At 61.1% G+C, this 21,550-nt stretch carries 20 protein-coding genes; 7 read left to right on the top strand and 13 right to left on the bottom strand.

Translation table 11 applies throughout. The features are described 5' to 3' along the window. Positions 1-165: 165 nt before the first annotated feature. Positions 166-1,263 (bottom strand): calcium:proton antiporter, encoded by a 1,098-nt coding sequence (locus FHT70_RS27470; protein WP_183706208.1) that lies wholly within the window; start codon positions 1,261-1,263, stop codon positions 166-168. A 229-nt stretch (positions 1,264-1,492) separates the two neighbouring features. Between FHT70_RS27470 and FHT70_RS27465 the strand changes: the two genes are divergently transcribed. Then, on the top strand, positions 1,493-1,786 hold the full coding sequence (locus FHT70_RS27465) for a DUF2188 domain-containing protein (RefSeq protein ID WP_085778883.1): 294 nt from the start codon (positions 1,493-1,495) through the stop codon (positions 1,784-1,786). 99 nt (positions 1,787-1,885) lie between these two features. Here FHT70_RS27465 and FHT70_RS27460 read toward each other — a convergent pair whose 3' ends face one another. Then, positions 1,886-2,395: a GrpB family protein gene (locus FHT70_RS27460; RefSeq protein WP_097596926.1), complete on the bottom strand. Its 510-nt coding sequence runs from the start codon at positions 2,393-2,395 to the stop codon at positions 1,886-1,888. A 60-nt stretch (positions 2,396-2,455) separates the two neighbouring features. Continuing rightward, a complete protein-coding gene (locus FHT70_RS27455) occupies positions 2,456-3,358 on the bottom strand; it encodes a LysR family transcriptional regulator (RefSeq protein ID WP_097596914.1) in 903 nt (300 codons plus the stop codon). Between the two features lie 95 nt (positions 3,359-3,453). On the opposite strand from FHT70_RS27455, the gene FHT70_RS27450 reads away from it, so the two are divergent. Beyond that, a complete protein-coding gene (locus FHT70_RS27450; RefSeq protein ID WP_183706206.1) occupies positions 3,454-4,476 on the top strand; it encodes an NAD(P)H-binding protein in 1,023 nt (340 codons plus the stop codon). On the opposite strand, the gene FHT70_RS27445 is transcribed toward FHT70_RS27450, so the two are convergent. The 5 genes from FHT70_RS27445 to trxB all read right to left on the bottom strand — a co-directional run bounded on the left by FHT70_RS27445 (position 4,473) and on the right by trxB (position 9,561). Next, the gene (locus FHT70_RS27445) at positions 4,473-5,273 is read right to left on the bottom strand and encodes an aminoglycoside phosphotransferase family protein (RefSeq protein WP_183706204.1); all 801 of its coding nucleotides are present in this window, start codon (positions 5,271-5,273) and stop codon (positions 4,473-4,475) included. The genes FHT70_RS27450 and FHT70_RS27445 overlap by 4 nt on opposite strands. Positions 5,274-5,548: 275 nt before the next feature. After that, entirely contained in the window at positions 5,549-6,673 is a 1,125-nt protein-coding gene (locus FHT70_RS27440) for an alkene reductase (protein WP_183706202.1), read from the bottom strand. A gap of 147 nt (positions 6,674-6,820) precedes the next feature. Then, a complete protein-coding gene (locus FHT70_RS27435) occupies positions 6,821-7,114 on the bottom strand; it encodes a metalloregulator ArsR/SmtB family transcription factor (protein WP_097596912.1) in 294 nt (97 codons plus the stop codon). A gap of 553 nt (positions 7,115-7,667) precedes the next feature. Further along, positions 7,668-8,564, bottom strand: a complete 897-nt coding sequence (locus tag FHT70_RS27430; RefSeq protein ID WP_085778879.1) for a LysR family transcriptional regulator VtlR — start codon at positions 8,562-8,564, stop codon at positions 7,668-7,670. A gap of 22 nt (positions 8,565-8,586) precedes the next feature. Beyond that, positions 8,587-9,561, bottom strand: coding sequence for a thioredoxin-disulfide reductase (gene trxB / locus FHT70_RS27425; protein WP_183706200.1), 975 nt, complete (start codon positions 9,559-9,561; stop codon positions 8,587-8,589). A 231-nt stretch (positions 9,562-9,792) separates the two neighbouring features. Here trxB and FHT70_RS27420 point away from each other — a divergent pair, with 231 nt between their 5' ends. Next, positions 9,793-10,260, top strand: coding sequence for an Lrp/AsnC family transcriptional regulator (locus tag FHT70_RS27420; protein WP_064695956.1), 468 nt, complete (start codon positions 9,793-9,795; stop codon positions 10,258-10,260). Between the two features lie 212 nt (positions 10,261-10,472). Here FHT70_RS27420 and FHT70_RS27415 read toward each other — a convergent pair whose 3' ends face one another. After that, positions 10,473-11,492 carry a 1-aminocyclopropane-1-carboxylate deaminase gene (locus tag FHT70_RS27415; protein ID WP_097596910.1) on the bottom strand — a complete coding sequence of 340 codons (1,020 nt, stop codon included), beginning with the start codon at positions 11,490-11,492 and terminating at the stop codon, positions 10,473-10,475. 141 nt (positions 11,493-11,633) lie between these two features. Between FHT70_RS27415 and FHT70_RS27410 the strand changes: the two genes are divergently transcribed. Next, positions 11,634-12,110 (top strand): Lrp/AsnC ligand binding domain-containing protein, encoded by a 477-nt coding sequence (locus FHT70_RS27410; protein WP_097596909.1) that lies wholly within the window; start codon positions 11,634-11,636, stop codon positions 12,108-12,110. Positions 12,111-12,135: 25 nt separating this feature from the next. Here the strand turns inward: FHT70_RS27410 and FHT70_RS27405 are convergent, their stop codons facing one another. Next, positions 12,136-13,482 (bottom strand): sigma-54 dependent transcriptional regulator, encoded by a 1,347-nt coding sequence (locus FHT70_RS27405; RefSeq protein WP_183706198.1) that lies wholly within the window; start codon positions 13,480-13,482, stop codon positions 12,136-12,138. 3 nt (positions 13,483-13,485) lie between these two features. Beyond that, entirely contained in the window at positions 13,486-15,360 is a 1,875-nt protein-coding gene (locus FHT70_RS27400) for an ATP-binding protein (protein WP_183706196.1), read from the bottom strand. Positions 15,361-15,585: 225 nt separating this feature from the next. Between FHT70_RS27400 and FHT70_RS27395 the strand changes: the two genes are divergently transcribed. Next, a complete protein-coding gene (locus FHT70_RS27395) occupies positions 15,586-16,920 on the top strand; it encodes a dicarboxylate/amino acid:cation symporter (RefSeq protein WP_183706194.1) in 1,335 nt (444 codons plus the stop codon). Positions 16,921-17,004: 84 nt separating this feature from the next. On the opposite strand, the gene FHT70_RS27390 is transcribed toward FHT70_RS27395, so the two are convergent. Together FHT70_RS27390 and greA are read right to left on the bottom strand one after the other, a co-directional pair. Then, the gene (locus tag FHT70_RS27390; RefSeq protein ID WP_183706192.1) at positions 17,005-18,063 is read right to left on the bottom strand and encodes a glycosyltransferase family 4 protein; all 1,059 of its coding nucleotides are present in this window, start codon (positions 18,061-18,063) and stop codon (positions 17,005-17,007) included. Between the two features lie 26 nt (positions 18,064-18,089). After that, on the bottom strand, positions 18,090-18,566 hold the full coding sequence (greA, locus tag FHT70_RS27385; RefSeq protein ID WP_004672775.1) for a transcription elongation factor GreA: 477 nt from the start codon (positions 18,564-18,566) through the stop codon (positions 18,090-18,092). Between the two features lie 267 nt (positions 18,567-18,833). On the opposite strand from greA, the gene FHT70_RS27380 reads away from it, so the two are divergent. After that, the gene (locus FHT70_RS27380) at positions 18,834-20,066 is read left to right on the top strand and encodes a putative DNA modification/repair radical SAM protein (RefSeq protein WP_183706191.1); all 1,233 of its coding nucleotides are present in this window, start codon (positions 18,834-18,836) and stop codon (positions 20,064-20,066) included. Next, positions 20,066-21,520, top strand: a complete 1,455-nt coding sequence (locus FHT70_RS27375) for a UdgX family uracil-DNA binding protein (protein ID WP_183706189.1) — start codon at positions 20,066-20,068, stop codon at positions 21,518-21,520. The genes FHT70_RS27380 and FHT70_RS27375 overlap by 1 nt, the downstream gene beginning before the upstream one ends. Positions 21,521-21,550: the final 30 nt, after the last annotated feature.

Raw genomic sequence — 21,550 nt, 5'->3', positions numbered from 1 at the left:
CGTTCGCGAAGATCCTCAGAATATGGGTGCGTCATCCTTGCCGGCCGTCCTTTTCCGGTAGGACAGAGAATCATATTTCAGCTGATTTGCGAATCCGCGATTCTGAAAAATCGAAGCGTGCTCTAAACAGCCTGTTCCGTCCCTTCCTCCGCGGGGAGGGAGGCCTCAGAGCCCCAGCGCCGTCAGCATGACGAAGGTGGCGAAGAGGATGAAATGTGTCATGCCCTCGATGGCGTTTGTCTCGCCGTCGTTGAGGTTGATCGCGGCGGCAATCAAGGTGATCGTCACCATCACCGTCTGCACCGGGGTCATCGCCATGATGAAGGGCTGGCCGGTATAGAGTGCGATCGCCTCCATCACGGGCACCGTCAGGATCACCGTCGATAGCGAGGCGCCCATGGCGATGTTGACGGTCGCCTGCATTCGATTCTTGAGCGCCGCCCGCAAGGCGGTCAGGATTTCGGGGGCGGCCGAAATCGCCGCGACGACGACGGCCGTCACCGCGATCGGCGTGCCGCTGTCGCGCAGGCCTTCGGTCATGAAGGCCGACATGAATTCCGCCAGCAGGCCGATAATGACGACGCCGACGAGAATGGTGGCGATCGAGGCGGCCGCCGGTCCGTCGGCGCCGTGTCCGTGGTGACTTTCCTTCTTCCGCTCGGAGCGCGGGTAGCTGTAGCTGAAGAAATAGCTGTGCTGGCCGACCTGCATGCGCAGGAAGAGGCCGTAGAGAGCGATCATCGCGATGATGGTGAAGGCGGAATAATAGTGCCATTTGTCGCTCGGCACGAATTCCGGCACGATCATCGAAATGCCCATGGCGGTGAGGATCATCACGCCGTAGGTCTTGCCCGAATTGTCGTTGTAGGGCTGCTCCCCATGCTTGAGGCCGCCGAGGAGAGCTGCGAGACCGAGGATGCCGTTGATATCCAACATCAGGGCCGAGTAGATCGTGTCGCGCACGAGGGTTGGCGAGCTCTCGCCCCTCATCATGATAGCGAGAATGATGACTTCGACGGCGAGGGCCGAAAGTGTCAGGATCATTGTGCCGTAGGGATCACCGACCTTGACGGCGAGCAGTTCGGCATGATGGGCGACGCGGATCGAGGCGAGTACAATGGTGGCGACGAGTGCTGCGGCGGCGACGAGCGCCAAGCCGCGCCCCATCTCCATAATCGCATGCTCCAGAACGTGGGCGGTCAGCGCGACGACGAGTGCGGTGACCAGGAACTTCTCCTCTTTAAGGCGTGACGCGATGCCCAAATCTCAGCTCCCGTTGCGATTCACGCTTTTAAGTAAGTCACTGATTTCGGATGGGAAGCAAGCGGCGGCACTCTGCTATTTGCAGTCTTGGGCGTTTAATGGAATACTGACGCCCTCGGGGCCGGAAAGCAGATCGCGGCGTCCTCGAATTCTCGTCACGCGGCCGCGATGATCCGGACCCTGTCCGGAAGCATGCGAATGCGCAACAAGATGATGAGGAGACGGATGCATGATCAAGGTGGTCTATGAAGTCGTGCCACATGACGGCGGTTGGGCCTACAGGCTGGGAGGCGTCTATTCCGAGGCATTCCCGACCCATGCCGAGGCGCTCGAAGCTGCGCGCATCGTCGCGGCCGAACAGCAGGTCGGGGGCGATTCCGCCGAGATCAGCTGGCAGGACGAAAACGGCAAATGGCATGAGGAATATGCCGAGGGCGGCGACCGACCGGAAACCGAGGTGGTCGACGGCTTATGGCAGGAGCGTATGGCCGGAGCCTCGCAGAGCGCGGGACGTCAACCCTAAAGCGCGTCGCGATCTTTCAAATTCGCTTGCTGCGCTTTGGGCCTTTTGTTTCGCGCATGCCGTTATCGCAAAATCGCGCACACTTTTGCGCGACATGATCTATCCCTTCAATGCCCGCGTGACGATCGTGTCGACAAATTCGCGCTTCTCAGCGGTATAGCGATCGCCGTCCATTCTGAATTCGGCTGCCAGCCTGCGTTTGAGCGCGGCATAATCGGCCGCCGCCTCCGGATGTGCGATGAGATAATCCCGGAAAGCCAGCCTGTTTCGATGCGTGCCGTTGCCGGCCGGGCAAAGGTAGACCCGCTCCGCCGGCGCCGAATCTCTCGACAAAAATGCCCAAACCTCGTCGTCGTAGCGATTGCCGCGGGGCTCGTAGTTTTCCGAGAGAAGCACCTGCGTCGCAGGTTCGATATGCTTCAGACCGGGAAGAACGATGTCGATATCGATGAGCGGCTTGGCGGTCATATCAGGTATGGCGGTGCTGCCCACGTGATCGATAGCGAGCGCCTGCGGCAGCAAGGCCAGCAGCCTGGCTCGGATGCGCTGGAAAGCTTCCGGCCATTCCCTGTCATAACTCACGAGTTCAACCGGCTTGTGCATCGTCATCTCCATAGGACCTGCGAGATTGCCCATGATTCTCACCAAAAATCGATCTCGTTTTTCTACTTACGCGCCGGTCGAGTGATGATGGTAGGCCCGGAGGCCCTTGACCAGCGCGTCGAACGTGGCGCGGCAGCGCGGTGAGGTCTTCAAGCTTTCGTGCATGACCACCCATGTGCCGAGCGGAATTTCGAACGCGTCGGGAAGGACATGCACGAGGTCGGGGTTTTCCCGTGCCAGTCCGATCTGGCAGAGACCGATGCCGACGCCAGCGCGGATTGCAGAGAGCTGGGCAAGATTGCTGTCGGTCCTGTAGGCGAATTTGATGCCTTCGGGCGCCGGATAGCGTTTCATCACCATGCGGACGTAGGCCGTCTGCCGGTCGAAGCCGATGAGCCGGTGGGTGGCGAGGTCCGCCATGGTTTGCGGAATGCCATGCCGTTCGAGATACCGTCGGTGGGCGTGGAAGCCGATCGGGATGTCGCCGATGCGGCGCACGATGAGAGTACGCTGCTGTGGCTCGGCCATGCGCACGGCGATATCGGCCTCGCGATTTACCAGATCTTCAATCGCATCGGATGCCGAGAGCTCGATGTGGAGTTCGGGATAGGCTTCCTGCAGCGGCCCGAGAATCCGAGGCAAGACTTCGACGGCGACGACCTCGCTGGCGCTGACTCTGACCGTTCCGGCTACCTTCTCTCGCTCACCGGATGCCGTGCGCAAAAGGGCAGCGACGGTTGCCGACAGCGTTTCGGCATAGGGTTTCAGCGCCTGTGCGGCGTCGGTCGGCAGGAGGCCGTTCGGCGACCGGATGAAGAGCTCGGCGCCGATCGCCTGTTCCAGAGCAGCGACATGACGGCCTATGGTCGGCTGGGTCAGCCCCAGTTCGCGCGCAGCCGCCGAAAGCGACCCCTGCTGGAGCACGGTCAGGAAACTGCGGTAGAAATCCCAGCTTGGTTCGAGCGTCATATGTTTTTGTATAGCTGAGCCACTCATTTCGTCAATTTTGTTTATCCGGAAGCAGGAGCATAGTCATCTCGTTGCAATTGAAGGAGATGATTGCGATGAATGGAGAGATGAAGATCACGGCACTGGTTCTCGGCGCGACCGGCGGCATCGGCGGCGCGATCGCGCGCAAGCTTCTGGCCCGTGGCTGGCGCATCAGGGCGCTCAACCGTGACGCCGCCAAGGCGTCGAAGAACGAGCCGGCATTCGAATGGGTGCAGGGCGACGCGATGAATGCCGGCGACGTGCTGGAGGCGGCTGAAGGTGTTGGCCTGATTGTCCACGCGGTCAATCCGCCCGGCTATCGCGATTGGGAAAGGCTGGTGCTGCCGATGCTCGACAATACGATCGCTGCCGCTCGCATCGCCGGTGCCCGCATCGTGCTGCCGGGCAACGTCTATAATTTCGGTCCCGATGCCCTGCAGTCGCCGACGGAGGAAAGCCCACAGTGTCCCCTTACAAAGAAGGGAGCGATCCGGGTCGAGATGGAAAAGAGACTGAAGGCGGCCGCGCAATCGGGCACCGGTGCCATCATCGTCCGTGCCGGCGATTTCTTCGGTCCGGGCGCAACGGCCAATAGCTGGTTCTCATCGGGGCTGGTGACGCCGGGCAAGCCGGTCGGCACCATCAAGAATCCGGGGCGACGCGGCATCGGCCATCAGTGGACCTATCTGCCGGATATGGCGGAAACCATCGCCCAACTCATCGAGCGGGCCGATCGGCTGCCGTCCTTCGCCATCTATCACATGGATGGCTTCTGGGATGCGGATGGCATGCAGATGGCAGAAGCGATCAAGCGTGTCGCCGGCGGCAAGGCGAAGATCAGGCGCTTTCCCTGGTGGATCGTGCCGCTCGCCGCGCCCTTCATTCCGTTGATGCGGGAGATCAACGAGATGCGCTATCTCTGGAAAGTGCCGCTCAGGATGAACAACGCGAAGCTTGTGGCCGAACTTGGCGAGGAGCCGCGCACACCGATCGATGAGGCGGTAAGAGCCTCACTCGTGGCGCTCGGCTGCCTGCCCGAAGCGCATCGTGACACCGCGGCCGCCTTTATCGGGCATACGCTGCAGAAGGCGCCTTAGGCCGCCAGCTCGGTCAGCGCGATGCGCGCGACCTTCAAGGCAGTCTCCGCCTGTTCGATATTGGGGTCGCCAAGAAACCAGGCGGCGGAAAGGCCGGAATAGGCGGCGATCCATTGCAGCAGCCGCTTCGGCTCCAGCCCCGCCTCCGCAGAGACGATGGCGAGCTGGCGGCGAAAGCGGGCGGGGTCGGTGATCGACGGCAATTCCTCGTTGGCGAAGATATTGGTGAAATCGAAACCGCGCTCGCCGTGGAGCCGTTTCGGATCGATCGCCAGCCAACCGCGCTCCTCGAAATCGAGAATGTTGCCGTGGTGGATATCGCCGTGGAGGACGGCGAGATCGCGCGGATCGGCAAGGAGGGCGTTGGCGATCGCAGAGCAATCGGCAAGCGTGCCGCCATGTTTGCCGGCGGCCGGCTCGAGATCACGGAACCAGCGGGTGAGGGGAATGGGATCGGGGAGCGGTCTTTCGCGCGGCGCATGCAGCCGCGCGGCGGTGCGGCAGAGAATGCGGCTCGCTTCGTCGTCTTCTCCGTCCATCGCCATGACAAGCAGGGAGCGTTTCCCGGTTGCCCTTTCCAGCAACACAGCGTCGCCTTCGTGTGCGTAGACATGAGCCGCGCCGTCGCCCTCCAACCACTGCATCAACAGTGCGCCGTATCGTTCGTCGATATCCGTCGCCACTTTCAGCATGGCGGGTCTGTCCTGCCAGAGGACCGGCAGCAGACGGCTCGAATGGGTGATGATGGGCTCGCCGTCCGATATGAGCGACCAGCGATCGAGATAGGGAGCAAACATGCGTCCATATAGGGATATTGAACGCAGAAATTCCACCTCTCGGCAAGATTTCTGCGTTTTTCGACAAAGTCTCCTCCGCCATGCCAGGCCTTGTGCCGAGCATCTGACCACGGCAATTGCCTGGGAGGAAAACATTTATTTTCAGTCGCTTAATTGGATCGGCTGAGATCCTCGGCACAAGGCCGAGGTGACGTGCCGGGGTTGGAGCAGTTTGTTTCACCATCCTGAGAAATCCCGCCTCTCGGCGGAATTTCTCGATTCGTACTCAGGCAGCCTCAGGCGACCCTTTCGAGGGCGGGATAGTCGAGGTAGCCCTTGGCGGTGCCGCCGTAGAAGGTCGATTGGTCGGGCGTGTTGAGCGGCAGGTTCTTTGCCAGCCTTTCGACGAGATCGGGATTGGCGATGAAGGGTTTGCCGAAGGCGATCAGATCGGCGCGGCCGCTTTCGGCGGCGTCGATTGCGAGATCGCGGTCATAGCCGTTATTGACCATCCAGCTGGCCTTGCCGCCGGCCTTCTCATAAGCTTGGCGCAGCGCCTTGTAATCGAAGGAGGGGTTGTCGCCCTGCCGGTAATCACGGTCGCCGCCGGTCTGGCCTTCGATGACGTGGATATAGGCGAGGCCGTATCTGGCCAGCCCCTCGACGACATGGGTGAAGGTCGCCTGCGGATTGGAATCGTAGCTTTCGCCAGAGGGCGTTACCGGCGAAATGCGGATTGCGGTGCGGCCTGCGCCGATTTCCTTCACGATCGCATCGACGACCTCGAAGGTGAGGCGGGTGCGGTTTTCGATCGAGCCGCCATATTGGTCGGTGCGGTCGTTGACGCCATCGCGGATGAACTGATCGAGCAGATAACCATTGGCGCCATGGATCTCGACACCGTCGAAGCCGGCGTCGACGGCGGCGCGGGCCGCCCTTCGGTAATCCTCGATGATGCCGGGAATTTCGGACGTTTCGAGCGCGCGCGGCTCAGAGGTATCGGCAAAGCTGCCGCTGCCGTCGGCATTGACCAGATAGGTCTTGGCCTTGGCGATACGATTGGTCGAGGAGACCGGCTTGCCGCCGTCCGGCTGCAGCGTCGTGTGCGAGATGCGGCCGACATGCCACATCTGGACGACGATCCTGCCGCCGGCTGCGTGGACGGCGTCGGTCACCCGCTTCCAGCCGTCGAGCGCTTCCTTGCTGTAAAGGCCAGGCACGTCGGCGTAACCCTGGCCCTGATGGGTGATCGCGGTCGCTTCGGTGATGATCAGACCCGCGGTGGCGCGCTGGCGGTAATATTCGACATTGAGGTCATTGGGGATAGCACCCGGCGAGCGGTTGCGGGTGAGCGGCGCCATGACGATGCGGTTCTTGACTGAGATGTTGCCAACCTTGGTGGGTTCAAAAAGCTTGGCCATGATGGTCCTTTCTTTTGCGGGAGGATCACTCTGCGGGGCGAGGGCGGCCCGGCCCTTAGCGGAGAGATAGGTGAACGCCATCGCACCCGGGCTGATGAGGGCCATCAGGGCTGCGGCGAGTGGAACGCGGGTGACGAGAAGGGCATTCTAGAGATCCTGTGTCAGCTGCTTGAGGAAAGCAGCGATCGCTTCTTCGTTGCGCTTGTAGAAGATCCACTGGCCGACGCGTCTGGTGGTGACGAGGCCGGCGCGCTGCAGGGTTCCGAGATGAGCCGAGACGGTGGATTGAGATAGGCCGCAGCGCTCGAACTGGCTGGCGCAGACGCCCATTTCAAAGGGATGCTCCTGCGTGGGGAAATGTTCCTCGGGATTCTTCAGCCAGCTCAGAATGTCCATCCGGGTGGGGTGGGCGAGGGCCTTGATAATCTCGTCTTTGTCCATCGTTGTTTGCCGAACTATAAATCGTGTTTGAACGATATATTGATCGTTGAATGCCGATATGCAAATCACGGACACGTGAGGCGGCGGCTTTTGTCGATTGAGCAAATTTTGGGCAAAAAAAGAGGGCCACCGGAAAAACCAGGGCCCTTTGAATTGTGAAGGTCAATAACCTCCAGAGGGGAACAGCTAATGCGGTGGAACTGGGAGAGAAACCACGAAATGCATCAGCTGAGTTGGATATGGTGCTTCCTTAGGCAGGTTTCAATGCTTTTTTGTGCATGCCTGCTATGCGCCGCACAAATTTTTTGCGGCGCGGCATTTGTCGAGGCGGCAAGGCAAAAAAAGAGGGCCGCTGGAAAACCAGGGCCCTTATAAGTGTGAAGGTTCAAAAACCTCCAGAGGGGAACAGCTAATGCGGTGGAACTGGGAGGAAAAGCCACCATGTGCATCAGCTATGTGCGATATGGTGGTTTTATGGGCAAACGGCAACCCTCATTTGTGCATGCCAGTCATGCGCTCACCGCATAGTAGGGAAACATTCCATAAATCTGGCTTAAAAATTCCAGTTTCTGGCTTTGCTGACAATGAAATCGCGGAAAGCTTTCAGCTTGGCGGCATTCTTGATTTCGTCAGGATAGCAAAAATACGTGTCGAACGACGGTACGTCAGCATTGATCGGCAGCTGAATAAGGCCAGGATCGCGGCCAACGATATAGTCCGGCAGGCAGGCAACGCCGATTCCGAGCAGGCAGGCGCGCTTGATCGAAGTCTGGCTGTTGATTTGTAGATGCGGGATCCGCTTGTTGTCGGACGAACGGCCAGCCACTTCGAGCCAGTTGACATCGAGCAGGTAACTCGGCGCCGGTTCGCCGAAGGTGATAATGCGGTGATTGTCGAGGTCCTCGATCTTCTGAGGTTCGCCATGGCGGTTGATGTAGGAAGGTGCCGCATAGACGTGCATGTGCACGGTGAAGAGCTTGCGCTGGATGAGGTCGGACTGCTGCGGCTGACGAAGGCGGATTGCGCAGTCGGCGTGGCGCATGTTCACATCCACTTCCTCATTGTCGAGGATGAGCTGGATCTGCACATCGGGATAAAGCTGCAGGAACTCCTGAATCTTGTCGGTCAGCCAGCCCTGGCCGAGGCCGACAGTCGTGGTGACGCGCAGCTTGCCGGACGGCGTCTCGGTCGTCTCGGTCAACTGCATCTTGACGGTTTCGAGCTTCAGCAGCACGTCATGAGCGGTGCGGTAGAGCAGTTCGCCCTGTTCCGTCAGGATCAGGCCGCGCGCATGGCGGTGAAACAGCTTGGTGCCGACATCCTGCTCCAGCGCGCTCACCTGGCGGCTGATGGCGGATTGGGACAGATGCAGTTTATCAGCCGCATGCGTGAACGAACCCGCCTCGGCAGCTGCGTGGAAGATACGCAGCTTGTCCCAATCCAATGGCATTCCCCCACCCCTCATGCCGGTTTTACTCCGCGGCCACGGCGACGGGCATGTGGCCCGTCAGGTAGCGCTCGGCTTCGAGTGCTGCCATGCATCCCATGCCGGCGGCGGTAATCGCCTGGCGGAACGTATCGTCGGTCACGTCGCCGGCGGCATAGACCCCTTCCAGGCTGGTCGCGGTCGAATCAGGCGCCGTCCAGAGATAGCCATTCTCCTTGAGCTTCAGCTTGCCCTTGAACAGCTCGGTTGCCGGGGCATGACCTATGGCGACGAAGACGCCGTCGACCGGCATTTCGGTGATCGCGCCGGTCCTGACGTCGCGCAGGCGCGCGCCGGATACGGATTGCGGCATCGGTGGCTTGGGCGGCGTGCCGGTGATCTCGGCCACTTCGGTATTCCACAACACCTTGACGTTTTCCTTCGCGAACAGGCGCTCCTGCAGGATCTTTTCGGCGCGGAAAGAATCGCGGCGGTGAACGACGGTTACCGACTTGGCGATGTTGGAGAGGTAGAGCGCCTCTTCGACGGCGCTGTTGCCGCCGCCGACCACGATGACATCCTTGTTGCGATAGAAGAAGCCGTCGCAGGTGGCGCAGGCCGAAACGCCGAAGCCCTGGAAATGCTGTTCGCTCTCGATGCCGAGCCACTTGGCCTTGGCGCCGGTGGCGATGATCAGCGTATCGGCGGTCCAGACCTGGCCGCTGTCGGTGCGGGCGACGAAGGGGCGCTGGTTGGTGTCGACTTCGGTCACTAGATCGTTGACGATCTCGGCGCCGACATGTTTTGCCTGCTGCAGCATCTGGTCCATCAGCCACGGACCCTGGATCGGATCGGCAAAGCCGGGATAGTTCTCGACATCGGTGGTGATCATCAACTGGCCGCCCTGTTCGAGGCCGGCGATCAGAACCGGCTTCAGCATGGCGCGCGCGGCATAGACCGCGGCAGTATAGCCCGCAGGTCCGGAACCGATGATGAGCACCTTTGTGTGGCGGGCGGGCATGTCATTTCCTTTCGACTGGCAGGAGGGCGGCGGCTAAAGTGCGATTACGGCCGTTTCGCGGTCCATGCGCCATTTATGAACGTCCAATGCTTTTATTCAAGGGCAGCCTTGCATTACCAACAAGGCAAATCGGCTTGCTGTGCAAGAATCCGTCATCGGCTTGAAACTTTCTTGCGTATTCCGCCGCTTTATATAGAAGCTCGCCGCGAAGAATTAAAGAAAGGCCACGATGTGGGTCGCACGGAACTCGACGTCATCGACATAAAGATCCTCCGGGAGCTGCAGGCCGACGGCCGCATGACCAATGTCGAACTCGCCGACCGTGTCGGCATATCGGCGCCGCCCTGCCTGCGCCGGGTGCGCAAGCTCGAGGAAGCCGGCATCATCGAGGGCTATCACGCCATGCTGAACAGCCCGAAGCTCGGCTTCGATTTGGTTGCTTTCTGTATGGTCGGCCTCAAACACCAGTCGGAAGGCAACCTCAAGGCGTTTGCCGCCGCCACCACCGAATGGCCGCTGGTGCGCCAGGCCTGGATGGTCTCGGGCGACAGCGATTTTCTGCTGCATTGCGTGGCGGAAAATCTCACCCATTTCCAGGATTTCGTCATCGAGATTCTGACGGCGAACGAACATGTCGACACCGTACGCACCATGCTGACGATCCGGCAGGTGAAGAAGCTCGGACTGGTAGAGGTCTAGGGCCAGGCCACACTCAGCCCCAACGGATCTGCAAAGCGCGATTTCCTGTGCTCACGTAGCTGAATTACGCTGCGCTCCAGTGCTCGAAAATCCCACTTTCCGGCGCCACCTGAACGGACTGTCGATCGGCCCTGGGCCGGAAACGACGCCGTCTGTTTGATCGAGAGAGCATCGCATCCGACGGCGACACTCTCCTTCCGACCCCTGGGGACCTATCCCTCTCGATAATAGTAGCTGTAGCCATTGAGCGCCGGGGCGCCCCCAAGATGGGCGTAGAGAACCTTCGAACCCTCGGGGAAGAAGCCTTTGCGCGTCAGGTCTATGAGGCCCTGCATGGATTTTCCTTCATAGACCGGATCGGTGATCATCGCCTCGGTGCGGGCGGCAAGGCGTATGGCCTCGTTGGTTTCCTCTGACGGTACTCCGTAGGCCGGATAGGCATAGTCGGGATTGATGACAATTTCGTCGTCTCGAATGGCTCGGCCCAGCCCGACCAGCTCAGCAGTATTGTCGACGATATGGCGGACCTGGGCTCGCGTCTGATCGAGCGTGCCCGACGCATCGATGCCGATCACGCGGTCGGCGCGGTCCTGCGCGGCGAAGCCGACAATCATGCCGCCTTGCGTCGATCCGGTGACGACGCACACGACGACGTAGTCGAATCTGAAGCCGAGTTCTACTTCCTGCTTGGCCACTTCTTCGGCAAAGCCGATATAGCCGAGGGCGCCGTATTTATGCACCGAGGCGCCCGCGGGGATGGGATAGGGCTTGCCACCCGCGTCCTTCACGGACTGGATGGCATCTTCCCAGCTCTTTCGGATGCCGATGTCGAAACCGTCATCAACAAGGCGGCTGTCGGCGCCCATCAGCCGCGTCATCAGGATGTTGCCGACGCGATCATAGACGGCGTCATAGTGCGGCACCCATTTCTCCTGGATCACCACGCATTTCATGCCGATCTTGGCGGCGGTGGCGGCGACCATGCGGGTATGGTTGGACTGCACGCCGCCGATGGAAACCAGTGTATCGGCACCCGAGGCGATTGCGTCCGGCACGATATATTCGAGCTTTCTGAGCTTGTTGCCGCCCATGGCGAGGCCCGAATTGCAGTCGTCGCGTTTGGCGTAGATCTGCACCTTTCCGCCGAGCGCTGCCGTCAACCGCGGGAGATGCTCGATCGGTGTCGGGCCGAAAGTGAGGGGATAGCGTTCGAATTTTTCGAGAAGGGACATCAGGCGGCTCCGTCGTGTGGCATCGGCTCCGATTTTAAGGCAGACGCTGTGAGAGGTGCTCTCTATTTTGCGAGTAAAGCTTTTGTAACGCGCAGATTTCTTGTACATGAATGAAACTTTCAGTGATTGCATACTCAAAATGTGAAAGTTTCTTTCATGGAGCCGCTGGACCGGATCGACGTCAAGATTCTGAGGGCTTTGCAGGCGGAAGGCCGGCTGACGAATGCCGAACTTGCCGAACGCGTCAACGTCAGTCCCGCCACCTGTCACAGGCGCACGCAGCGTCTGTTCGACGATGGCTACATCACGGGCGTGAGAGCGGAGGTGGCACCCGCCTCGGTCGGTCTCGGGGCACTCGTCATGGTCGGTGTCGTGCTCGACCGTTCCACGCCGGAGAGCTTTGCAGCCTTTGAAAGTGCGGTGCTCGAATTGAAGGAAGTCCTCGACTGTAACCTCGTCGCCGGTGACTTCGATTATCTGCTCAAGATCAGGGTTCGCGACATGGCTGATTTCAACAAGCTGCACGGGCAAAAACTGATCGCGCTGCCCGGCGTCAGGCAGACCCGCACATTTTTCGTCATGAAGGAAGTCAAGGAGGATGCGCGTCTGCCGTTCTGACAGCGCGGTTCAACGCCGGTTCGGCTCACTTGCCCTTGATGTAGCCGCCGCGGCTGATGCCGTGGCGCTGGAGCTTGTCGTAAAACGTCTTTCTGGGGATGCCGAGCGCTTCGATGGTGCGGCGCACGTCGCCATCATTTGCAGTGAGCGCCTCGCGGATGATCTCCGCCTCGTAGCGTTCCAGCCGTTCGGGCAACGTGCCGCCGGTCGGCTGCGGGGGAACGAGCGTCGCTCCGCCGCCCTCAACGCCCAGCACCACCCGTTCGGCATAGTGGGAGAGCTCGCGGACGTTGCCCGGCCATGCGTGGGTGACAAGATGCCGCCGAACATTCTCGGAAAGCTGCGGGACATCGCGGCGGAAGCGCTCGGCCGCGCGGGCGGCGAAATGGGAAAACAGCAGCGGAATATCGTCGCGGCGCTCCCTCAGCGGCGGAATGGAAATCGTCACGACATTCAGCCGGTAATAGAGATCCTCGCGAAAATCGCCGCGCACCTCGGGATCGCCGAGGTCGATCTTGGCGGCTGCGACGACGCGCAAATCCACCGGGCGCACCTCGTTGGTGCCGAGCGGGGTGATTTCGCGCATCTCCAGCACTCTCAGCATCTTGACCTGCGTGGCCAGAGGCATGCTCTCGATCTCGTCGAGGAAAAGCGTGCCGCCGCCTGCATGTTCGATTCGGCCGGTGCGGCGCTTCTGCGCGCCGGTAAAGGCGCCGGCCTCGTGGCCGAACAGCTCGCTTTCGATGACCGTTTCGGGTAGCGCCCCACAGTTCAGCGCCACGAAATTGCCTTTCCGGCGGTGGCTCCACTGATGCAGGATCTGCGCGACCACTTCCTTGCCGCTGCCGGTCTCGCCGGCAACGAGCACGTCGACGTCGGTATCGGCGATGTGGCGAAGAATTTTTCTGAGATTCTCCATGACGGGCGTCTGGCCGATCAGCGGCAAAGTCTCTTGCGCATCTTCGGCTGCTTTGCGCAGCATGCGGTTTTCCAGAACGAGCCGACGTTTTTCGCTGGCGCGGCGCACGCTCTGGACGAGCCTGTCGGCAGGGAAGGGCTTAGCGATGAAATCATAGGCGCCATCCTGAATGGCCTGTACGGCCATCGGAATATCGCCGTGGCCGGTCATCAATATCACCGGCAGGTCGGCATCCATGCCTTGCAGCATGGCGAAGAGTTGCAGCCCGTCGATCTCGGGCATGCGAATATCGGTGACGACGGGGCCGGCGAAGTCCGCCGGCAGGTCCGCCAGCGCCGCCTTGGCGCCATCATAGGCGAAAACGGAAAAGCCGGCGAGCTCCAGTGTCTGGGCTGTGGCGCGGCGCAGGTCCCTGTCGTCGTCGATCAGCGCAACCGGGCTCCGTGTGTCCATGACCTAAGCCTTCCTCAGATGAACGATGAACCGGCTTCCTTCGCCATTGCTCTCAACCTCCATCCGGCCGCCGTAATCGCCGACAATATCCTTGGAGATGACGAGCCCGAGGCCGAGACCACTCTCCTTCGATGTGTTGAACGGCGTGAACAGGCCCTTGCGGATTTCAGGCGAAATGCCGGGGCCGTTGTCGACGATCGTCAGGGTCACCATGTCCGCATCGGTTGATGTTCTGACCTCGACGCGCCCCGCCTCAGCCTTCGGCGCCACTGCCTCCAGGGCGTTCTGAAGCAAATTGATGAGCACCTGCTCGAGGCGGATCCGGTTTCCCATGACCTGCAGCGCGGCCGGCGGCAGCTCGATGTCAAGCGTATCCATGCGGCCGGCAAAGCGGCTGCGCAACAGCATCACCGCACCCTCGATGACTTCCCTCAGGCCAGTCGGCTCGGCACTGCTGCGGCCCTTGCGGGCGAAGGTCTTCAACTCCTCGGTGATCGTGCCGATGCGCTCCGTCAGCGCCGCGATGTTCTGAAGATTATCGCCGGCAGGCGCGGTTTGGCCGCGCTCGAGGAAGGTGCGGGCATTGTCGGCATAGGCGCGGATGGTCGCCACCGGCTGGTTGATCTCGTGGGCGACGCCGGCGGCCACCTGGCCCAGGATTGCCAGCCGGTTGGCCTGCACCAGATCCTGCTGTACCGCCTGGAGCTTCTGCTCCGTGCTGCGGTGACCGGTGATCTCGGCCTGCAGGCGATCCCGGGCCTGGCTGAGATCGAGCGTCCGCTCGGCTACGCGCCGTTCCAGTTCTTCGCGCGCCTGCTGTTCGCTGAAGATCCTGAGCGTGATCGTCTGGCGGCGGCGCAGGAGGAAGGCGGCGCCTGCCAGAAGCGGCAAAAGCAAGAGCAGCGCCAGCATGCGCGTTTCGCGGACCGCCGCATCGACGGACGGCCCCAGCGCTACAAGATGCTGCAGATGCCACCTGGTTGCGGGGACTGGCATCGCGACCCCAAGGAAGCTGGTTTTTCCGGCGCCGCCGGGCATGACGATCTCGACGACGTCAAGCCGGTCGCCCAGATGTCGGACGATATCGAGCGGCAATGGCTGAAGCGGCGCATCACCAAATTGCAGGCTCTCGCGGATCGCCGTCAACCGAGCCTCGGCGATCCGGCCGATCGTCATGAACCGCCATGAGGGAACGCTTGTTATGAGGACGATGGCGCGATCGTCGATGACGTAGGACGGTGCGCCCGAGGCATTCCAATCCGCCTCGACATCGTCGAATTCCACCTTGACGACGACGACGCCCAGAAGACCGCTGCTGCCTGATATCCGCTGGGAAATATAAAGGCCCGGCTTCTTGCTGACCGTCCCGAGCGCGAAATGCTCGGCCTGTCCTTCGGTGACCGCGCCCTGGAAGTATTCGCGAAAACGATAGTCATTGCCGACGAAGCTCGTCGGTTCGAGCCAATTGCTGGCCGAAACCGCGATGCCGTTCTTGTCTATGACGTAGATGACGGCAGCCTTCGTGCCGGCGGCCAGCGTCTCCAGCTTCCGGCTGAGCTCATCGAACGTGGCGGTGTCGCGCCCCGCCAAGGCGGCGGCGAGCGCGGTATCCTGCGACAGCACGAAGGGCAGCGCCCGGTATTTTTCGAGGACCGTGCGCAGCAGCGCTACATTCATCCTCGCATCGGTGCGTGCTTGTTCCTCCAGGGCCGCCTCTGCCCGGCGCCGGCCGATCTCGCCGCTGACCCAGAGGCTTGCGAGGACGGCCGAGAGGGCGAGCACTGCATAGGCCCACCACATCCGTCGGATGCGGTGCTGCAAGGGCAAGGAGGGCCAAGGCCTTTGCGAGGTTGACAAGGACATGGGGGATTTGTGCATCTTTCCGCACGAGACGCAAATAGATTTGTGTGGTTTTTCGCATCTCCTGAAAGACCCCAAGGGTCTATTGAAAGTTTTTATGCAGGAAATACAACGCTCTAGAAAGGCTACTCGAAACTGGCACGGCGCTTGCGAAAGAGATGGCAACAACGGCTGAGCTGTTGGAGTGAAGCGAACGGCTCGGGAGGCCGGAGTTCGTTCCGGACGAGCCTTTAGGAGGACATCATGACCGTAGCACCATTCGATGCAGTCGCGGACAGCAAGCGAAGAAAACCCTTTTATGCCCATCTTTACGTTCAGGTTCTCGCCGCCATCGCCGCGGGTATCCTGCTCGGCCATTTCTACCCCGAACTCGGCACGCAGCTGAAGCCGCTCGGCGATGCCTTCATCAAGCTCGTCAAGATGATCATCGCGCCGGTCATCTTCCTGACGGTTGCGACCGGTATTGCCGGCATGAGCGACTTGAAGAAGGTCGGCCGCGTCGCCGGCAAGGCAATGCTCTACTTCCTGACCTTCTCGACCTTGGCGCTCGTCATCGGCATGGTCGTCGCCAATGTCATTCAGCCCGGCGCCGGCATGAATATCGATCCGGCTTCGCTCGACCCGAAGGCCGTCGCCACCTTTGCCGAGAAGGCGCATGAGCAGAGCATCGTCGGCTTCCTCACGAATATCATCCCCACGACGATTGTCGGCGCCTTTGCCGATGGCGATATTCTGCAGGTATTGTTCTTCTCGGTGCTGTTCGGCATTGCGCTCGCCATGGTCGGCGAAAAGGGTGAGCAGGTCGTGACCTTCCTCAATGCGCTGACGGCTCCTGTCTTCAAACTTGTTGCCATCCTGATGAAGGCCGCCCCGATCGGTGCCTTCGGCGCCATGGCCTTCACCATCGGCAAGTACGGCATCGGCTCGATCGCCAACCTCGCCATGCTGATCGGCACCTTCTACATCACCTCGCTGCTCTTCGTACTCGTCGTTCTCGGCGCCGTCGCCCGCTACAACGGCTTCTCGATCCTGGCGCTGCTGCGCTACATCAAGGAAGAGCTGCTGCTGGTTCTCGGCACCTCGTCGTCCGAGGCCGCACTGCCAGGGCTGATGAACAAGATGGAAAAGGCCGGCTGCAAGCGCTCGGTCGTCGGCCTCGTCATCCCGACAGGTTATTCCTTCAATCTCGACGGCACCAATATCTACATGACGCTGGCCGCCCTCTTCATTGCCCAGGCAACCGGCATCCAGCTCTCCTGGGGTGATCAGATCCTGCTGCTGCTCGTGGCGATGCTGAGCTCGAAGGGGGCCGCTGGAATCACCGGCGCCGGCTTCATCACGCTTGCCGCGACGCTCTCCGTCGTGCCCTCCGTGCCGGTCGCCGGCATGGCGCTTATCCTCGGCATCGACCGCTTCATGTCGGAATGCCGGGCGCTGACCAACCTCGTCGGCAATGCGGTCGCGACGATCGTCGTGGCACGCTGGGAAAAGGAACTGGATACCGCGCAGCTCGCCGCAGCTCTCGGCGGCCAGACGGAAGAGGGCGTCCCGGCTGTGACGCTTCAGCCGGCGGAATAAAAGGCGGCTTTGTTCGCCCTTCTTGGATATTTGCAGCGGCCCGTCATGTGATGGGCCGTCGCTTTTTGCTAAATCTCGTTCTGCTCAGCCACGATTGTCGCCGAGAAGGCGATCATAGACGGCGCCGATCGCGTTTGCTTCCTTCTCCAGCGCGAAATTCGCCCGGACATGACGCAGCGCATTCTCGCCATGCGCGATCGCCAGCGCCGGATCCGCGATATAGGGGGCGATGGCCCGGGTCAGCGCCTCACCATCGCCGGCGGCCACCACCGAGCCGGTCTCGCCTTCGGCGATGAGTTCGGCATAGGCGCCGGCGTCCGATGCCACCACCGCGGTCCGCGAGGCCATGGCTTCGAGCGGCGTCAGACCGAAGCCCTCATTGCGGGAAGGGGCTACGTAAAGCGTCAAACGGCGATACCAGATTTTGATATCGGGCACTTCACCGAGGAAAAGGATACGGTCGGCGAGGCCCGCGGCGGCGACATCGGCCTTGAGCTTTTCGCCGAAGGCGGTGTGCTCCGCCGTCACGCGGCCGGAGACGACGGCCGTCCATTCGGGGTGCTGCGGCAAGAGTTCGATCATCGCTTGGACGAAGAGATCGGTGCCTTTCTGATGGCGCACGCGGCCGAAGCAGCCGACGAGATAGCGTCCGCGCAGCCCGGTGGCGCCAATGCCATCGTCGGCCGTTTCCGGCGGGTGGAACAAGGAAAGGTCGACGCCGTGCTGGATGACCGTGTGAGGCACCTCGAGAAAGGAGCCGGAACGGTCGCTGGTCGCGATTACCGCATCCATGCGGCGGATCAGCCATTTCGTATAGGTGGTGTGACGGCGTTGCGCGGCCGAGGTGAAGAGCAGCTTCAGCGGCATGCGCAGGACATGGCAAAGCAGGATGCCGACGGCCATCTCATTGTTGCGGCGGGCGTGCCAGACGCGGTGACGGCGCCGGGCCGGCGGGCGCCACAGCCCAAAAAGCTGCGCCCAACTCAGTTTTGGCAGGCCCTCCGGCAGGCCCGGCCCCAGCGTTGCTATGCGCATGCCAAGCCGGATCTGGCACGGGATGAGCTGGACGATGGTCGAGGTGACGCCGGAGAGCCGGCGCTTGAAATTGGGCGCGATGATCTCGACGTCACGAATGTCCGGCAAGGATGAATCTCATGTCTGGCGGGCGATCAGCCCCAGGAAACCTGGAGGATTTCGTAGGCCTTGGAGCCACCCGGTGCGTTGACCTCGATGGAATCGCCGACTTCCTTGCCGATCAGCGCACGCGCGATCGGGGAGGAGATGGAGATGCGGCCGGCCTTGACGTCGGCTTCCTGGTCGCCGACGATCTGGTAGGTCTTTTCTTCCTCGGTGTCCTCGTCGACGAGCTTCACCTTGGCGCCGAACTTGATCTTGTCGCCCGACATCTTGGTGAGATCGATAACCTCGGCGCGCGCCGTCAGGTCTTCCAGCTCGGTGATGCGGCCCTCGTTGTGGCTCTGGGCTTCCTTCGCGGCGTGGTATTCGGCATTTTCGGAAAGGTCGCCATGAGCACGGGCTTCGGCGATCGCCTCGATGATTCGGGGACGCTCTTCCTGCTGACGCCAGCGCAGTTCTTCCTGCAGCTTGACGAAACCACCCTGTGTCATCGGTACCTTATCAACCATTTTTCTGTCCTTCACTCCTTGCGGCCGCCCGTCTTGCGTCAGCACAGTCAGGCACACACAAAAGAAAACAGGTCCCGAAGGGGAGCTTCGGAACCGTGCCACAATCATAGTTGCATGCTTATAGCAGATCGCCACGGCTGATTTCCAGAAAATTCGCATAAATGAAACCCAACCCGCTGGTACGTCAGGTGATGTGCGCCAAAACGGGGCATAAAGCGGGGACGTCGGGATTGACTTTGCAGACAAGAACATATAGTGAACATTCTAATGAAGAAGTCGCTAACCGAACGTTTGGCCATCCTTTCAGACGCCGCGAAATACGATGCTTCCTGTGCTTCCAGCGGCACGGTGAAACGCGATTCGAGCAGAAGCGGCGGACTGGGTTCGACCGGGGGGTCCGGCATCTGCCATGCCTATGGTCCGGATGGGCGGTGCATTTCGCTTCTGAAGATCCTGCTCACCAATTTCTGCATCTATGACTGCGCCTATTGCGTCAATCGCTCCTCTAGCAATGTCGAGCGGGCACGCTTCACCGCGGAGGAGGTCGTCTGGCTGACGCTCGAATTCTACCGCCGCAACTATATCGAAGGCCTCTTCCTGTCCTCCGGTATCATTCGCTCTTCCGATTACACGATGGAGGAGCTGGTCCGCATCGTGCGTGAGCTGCGGGTAACCCACAATTTCCGCGGCTATATCCATCTCAAAGCGATCCCTGAGGCGTCGCCGCATCTGATCGAGGAGGCGGGGCTTCATGCCGACAGGCTGTCGCTCAATATCGAACTGCCGACCGATAGCGGGATTTCCCGTTTCGCACCGGAGAAGAAGCCTGCCAGTATTAGGCGATCGATGGGGGACCTCCGGCTCAAGATCGAGGCGGCCAGTGAGCCGACATTAAAGACGAGGAAACGACAGCGTTTCGTCCCGGCCGGCCAGAGCACGCAGATGATCGTCGGCGCAGATGGGGCCAATGATGCGACGATCCTTGCGAGCAGCGGCCGGCTTTACAGCAGCTATGGCCTGAAGCGCGTCTATTACTCCGCCTTCAGCCCCATCCCCGACGCGTCGAAAAACCTGCCGCTGATCAAACCGCCGCTGATGCGAGAACACCGGCTCTATCAAGCAGACTGGCTGTATCGGTTCTACGGTTTCGGCATCGAGGAAATCACCGCAAGCCAGGCGGACGGCATGCTTGATCTCAATCTCGATCCAAAGCTTGCCTGGGCCCTTGCCAACCGGGGCGAGTTTCCGGTCGACATCAACAAGTCTGAGCGTGAGCGACTGCTGCGTGTGCCGGGCCTCGGCACCAAAACGGTGAAGGCGATCGTTTCGGCGCGCCGTTTTCGTCGCCTGCGGCTCGATGATCTCTCCCGGCTGGGCGTTTCGATCAAGAAGGTCCAGCCCTTCATCGCCGCGGAAGGCTGGTCGCCAAGGCGGCTGATCGACCGCCCGGACCTGCGGGCCATGTTCGAGCCGCAGCCCGAACAATTGTCGTTGCTATGATGCGCCGGGTGGTTCTCGCAGGACGCGGAGATCTTGCCGAATGGCGTGACGCGGCACGCGCCCTGGCGGCGGCCGGCATATTGCCGGAGGAGATCGATTGGCGCGAAAGGAGCGCCGAGGCCGATCTGTCCTTTCAGCGGGACGCCATGCCGCCGGCGCCCGCGACGACACGCAAGCCGATGACGGTGCCGCCCGCCTTCATAGGGCTTGCTGAGATGGTTCTTTGCCATTCCGATCCGGCGCGATTTTCTCTGCTGTACCGTCTGCTCTGGCGGCTGCAGATGGACCGGCAGCTGTTGGAGGTGACGTCCGATGAGGATGTCGTGCGGGCCAAGCTGATGGCGAAGAGCGTTCGGCGCGACGCTCACAAGATGACGGCCTTCGTCCGTTTCAAGGAAGTTGGTGCGGTATCGGCAGCGCGTCGGAAATTCCTCGCCTGGTTCGAGCCCGACCATCATATCGTCAGACGCACGGCTCCCTTCTTCCAGCGGCGCTTCAACGACATGGACTGGCTGATTGCAACGCCGAAGGGATCGGCGGCCTGGGACGGAGAGCGGCTGACGATTGCCGACGAGCCGTGTGAAAAGCCCAATCTCAGCGATGCCACCGACGAGCTCTGGCGTACCTACTACGCCAATATCTTCAACCCGGCGCGATTGAAGGTGAAGGCGATGCAGGCGGAGATGCCGAAGAAGTACTGGAAGAACCTGCCGGAGGCGGATCTCATTCCTGGCTTGATTGCATCGGCCGAAAGCAAGGTGCGGGAGATGGCGGCGCGGGAGGCGACGCTATCGCTGCCGTTCCACGACCGCTTGCAGCAGGCGGCACGCAATCTCCCCGCAGAACCTGAGGCTCCAGCGGGCACGCTGGAAGCACTGCGCGCGGAAGCCGCCGTCTGCACGCGCTGTCCGCTGCATGCCAATGCCACCCAGACCGTGTTCGGGGAGGGGCCGCGCGATGCGCAGGTGATGTTTGTCGGCGAGCAGCCGGGCGACCAGGAGGATATTGCCGGCCGCCCCTTCGTGGGACCTGCCGGCAGGCTTCTCGATCAGGTGATAGCAGAGGCCGACATCGACCGATCGAGGCTCTACGTCACCAATGCGGTCAAACATTTCAAGTATGAGCCGCGTGGCAAGCGGCGCATCCACCAGAAGCCCAATATGAGCGAGGTGAAGCATTGCCGCTGGTGGCTCGATCGGGAGTTGGCGCTGATTAAGCCGAAACTGATCGTCGCAATGGGGGCGACGGCGCTTGCGGCGCTGACCGACGTGAAAGAACAGCTGCAGGATGTCAGGGGAAGGGCGATGGCGATCGAAGGAGGGCGTACGCTCTTCGTCACCGTGCATCCATCCTATCTGCTGCGCATTCCTGACGAGCGGCTGAAGGCAGAGGAACTGGCGCGGTTTCGCGAGGATATGACGGAAATTCAGCGGCTTATGGTCTTAGCCGGATAAATTGATTCCGGCGAGATAGCGCCAGCGCCC

The sequence above is a fragment of the Rhizobium sp. BK049 genome (assembly GCF_014193135.1).
Classification (GTDB): Bacteria; Pseudomonadota; Alphaproteobacteria; order Rhizobiales; family Rhizobiaceae; genus Rhizobium.
The sequence above is the reverse complement of the archived record's forward strand: the minus strand, read 5'-3'. Positions and strand labels throughout refer to the sequence as shown.

Bases quoted from the DNA above. Each gene is read 5' to 3' on its own strand.
- FHT70_RS27380 (WP_183706191.1), top strand. From the start codon at position 18,834: ATGAAGAAGTCGCTAACCGAACGTTTGGCCATCCTTTCAGACGCCGCG.
- FHT70_RS27455 (WP_097596914.1), bottom strand. From the start codon at position 3,358: ATGACGCTCGAACCAAGCTGGGATTTCTACCGCAGTTTCCTGACCGTG.
- FHT70_RS27415 (WP_097596910.1), bottom strand. From the start codon at position 11,492: ATGTCCCTTCTCGAAAAATTCGAACGCTATCCCCTCACTTTCGGCCCG.
- FHT70_RS27445 (WP_183706204.1), bottom strand. From the start codon at position 5,273: ATGTTTGCTCCCTATCTCGATCGCTGGTCGCTCATATCGGACGGCGAG.
- FHT70_RS27465 (WP_085778883.1), top strand. From the start codon at position 1,493: ATGATCAAGGTGGTCTATGAAGTCGTGCCACATGACGGCGGTTGGGCC.
- FHT70_RS27450 (WP_183706206.1), top strand. From the start codon at position 3,454: ATGAATGGAGAGATGAAGATCACGGCACTGGTTCTCGGCGCGACCGGC.
- FHT70_RS27440 (WP_183706202.1), bottom strand. From the start codon at position 6,673: ATGGCCAAGCTTTTTGAACCCACCAAGGTTGGCAACATCTCAGTCAAG.
- trxB (WP_183706200.1), bottom strand. From the start codon at position 9,561: ATGCCCGCCCGCCACACAAAGGTGCTCATCATCGGTTCCGGACCTGCG.
- FHT70_RS27395 (WP_183706194.1), top strand. From the start codon at position 15,586: ATGACCGTAGCACCATTCGATGCAGTCGCGGACAGCAAGCGAAGAAAA.
- FHT70_RS27430 (WP_085778879.1), bottom strand. From the start codon at position 8,564: ATGCCATTGGATTGGGACAAGCTGCGTATCTTCCACGCAGCTGCCGAG.
- FHT70_RS27405 (WP_183706198.1), bottom strand. From the start codon at position 13,482: ATGGACACACGGAGCCCGGTTGCGCTGATCGACGACGACAGGGACCTG.
- FHT70_RS27375 (WP_183706189.1), top strand. From the start codon at position 20,066: ATGCGCCGGGTGGTTCTCGCAGGACGCGGAGATCTTGCCGAATGGCGT.
- FHT70_RS27435 (WP_097596912.1), bottom strand. From the start codon at position 7,114: ATGGACAAAGACGAGATTATCAAGGCCCTCGCCCACCCCACCCGGATG.
- FHT70_RS27460 (WP_097596926.1), bottom strand. From the start codon at position 2,395: ATGACGATGCACAAGCCGGTTGAACTCGTGAGTTATGACAGGGAATGG.
- greA (WP_004672775.1), bottom strand. From the start codon at position 18,566: ATGGTTGATAAGGTACCGATGACACAGGGTGGTTTCGTCAAGCTGCAG.
- FHT70_RS27400 (WP_183706196.1), bottom strand. From the start codon at position 15,360: ATGCACAAATCCCCCATGTCCTTGTCAACCTCGCAAAGGCCTTGGCCC.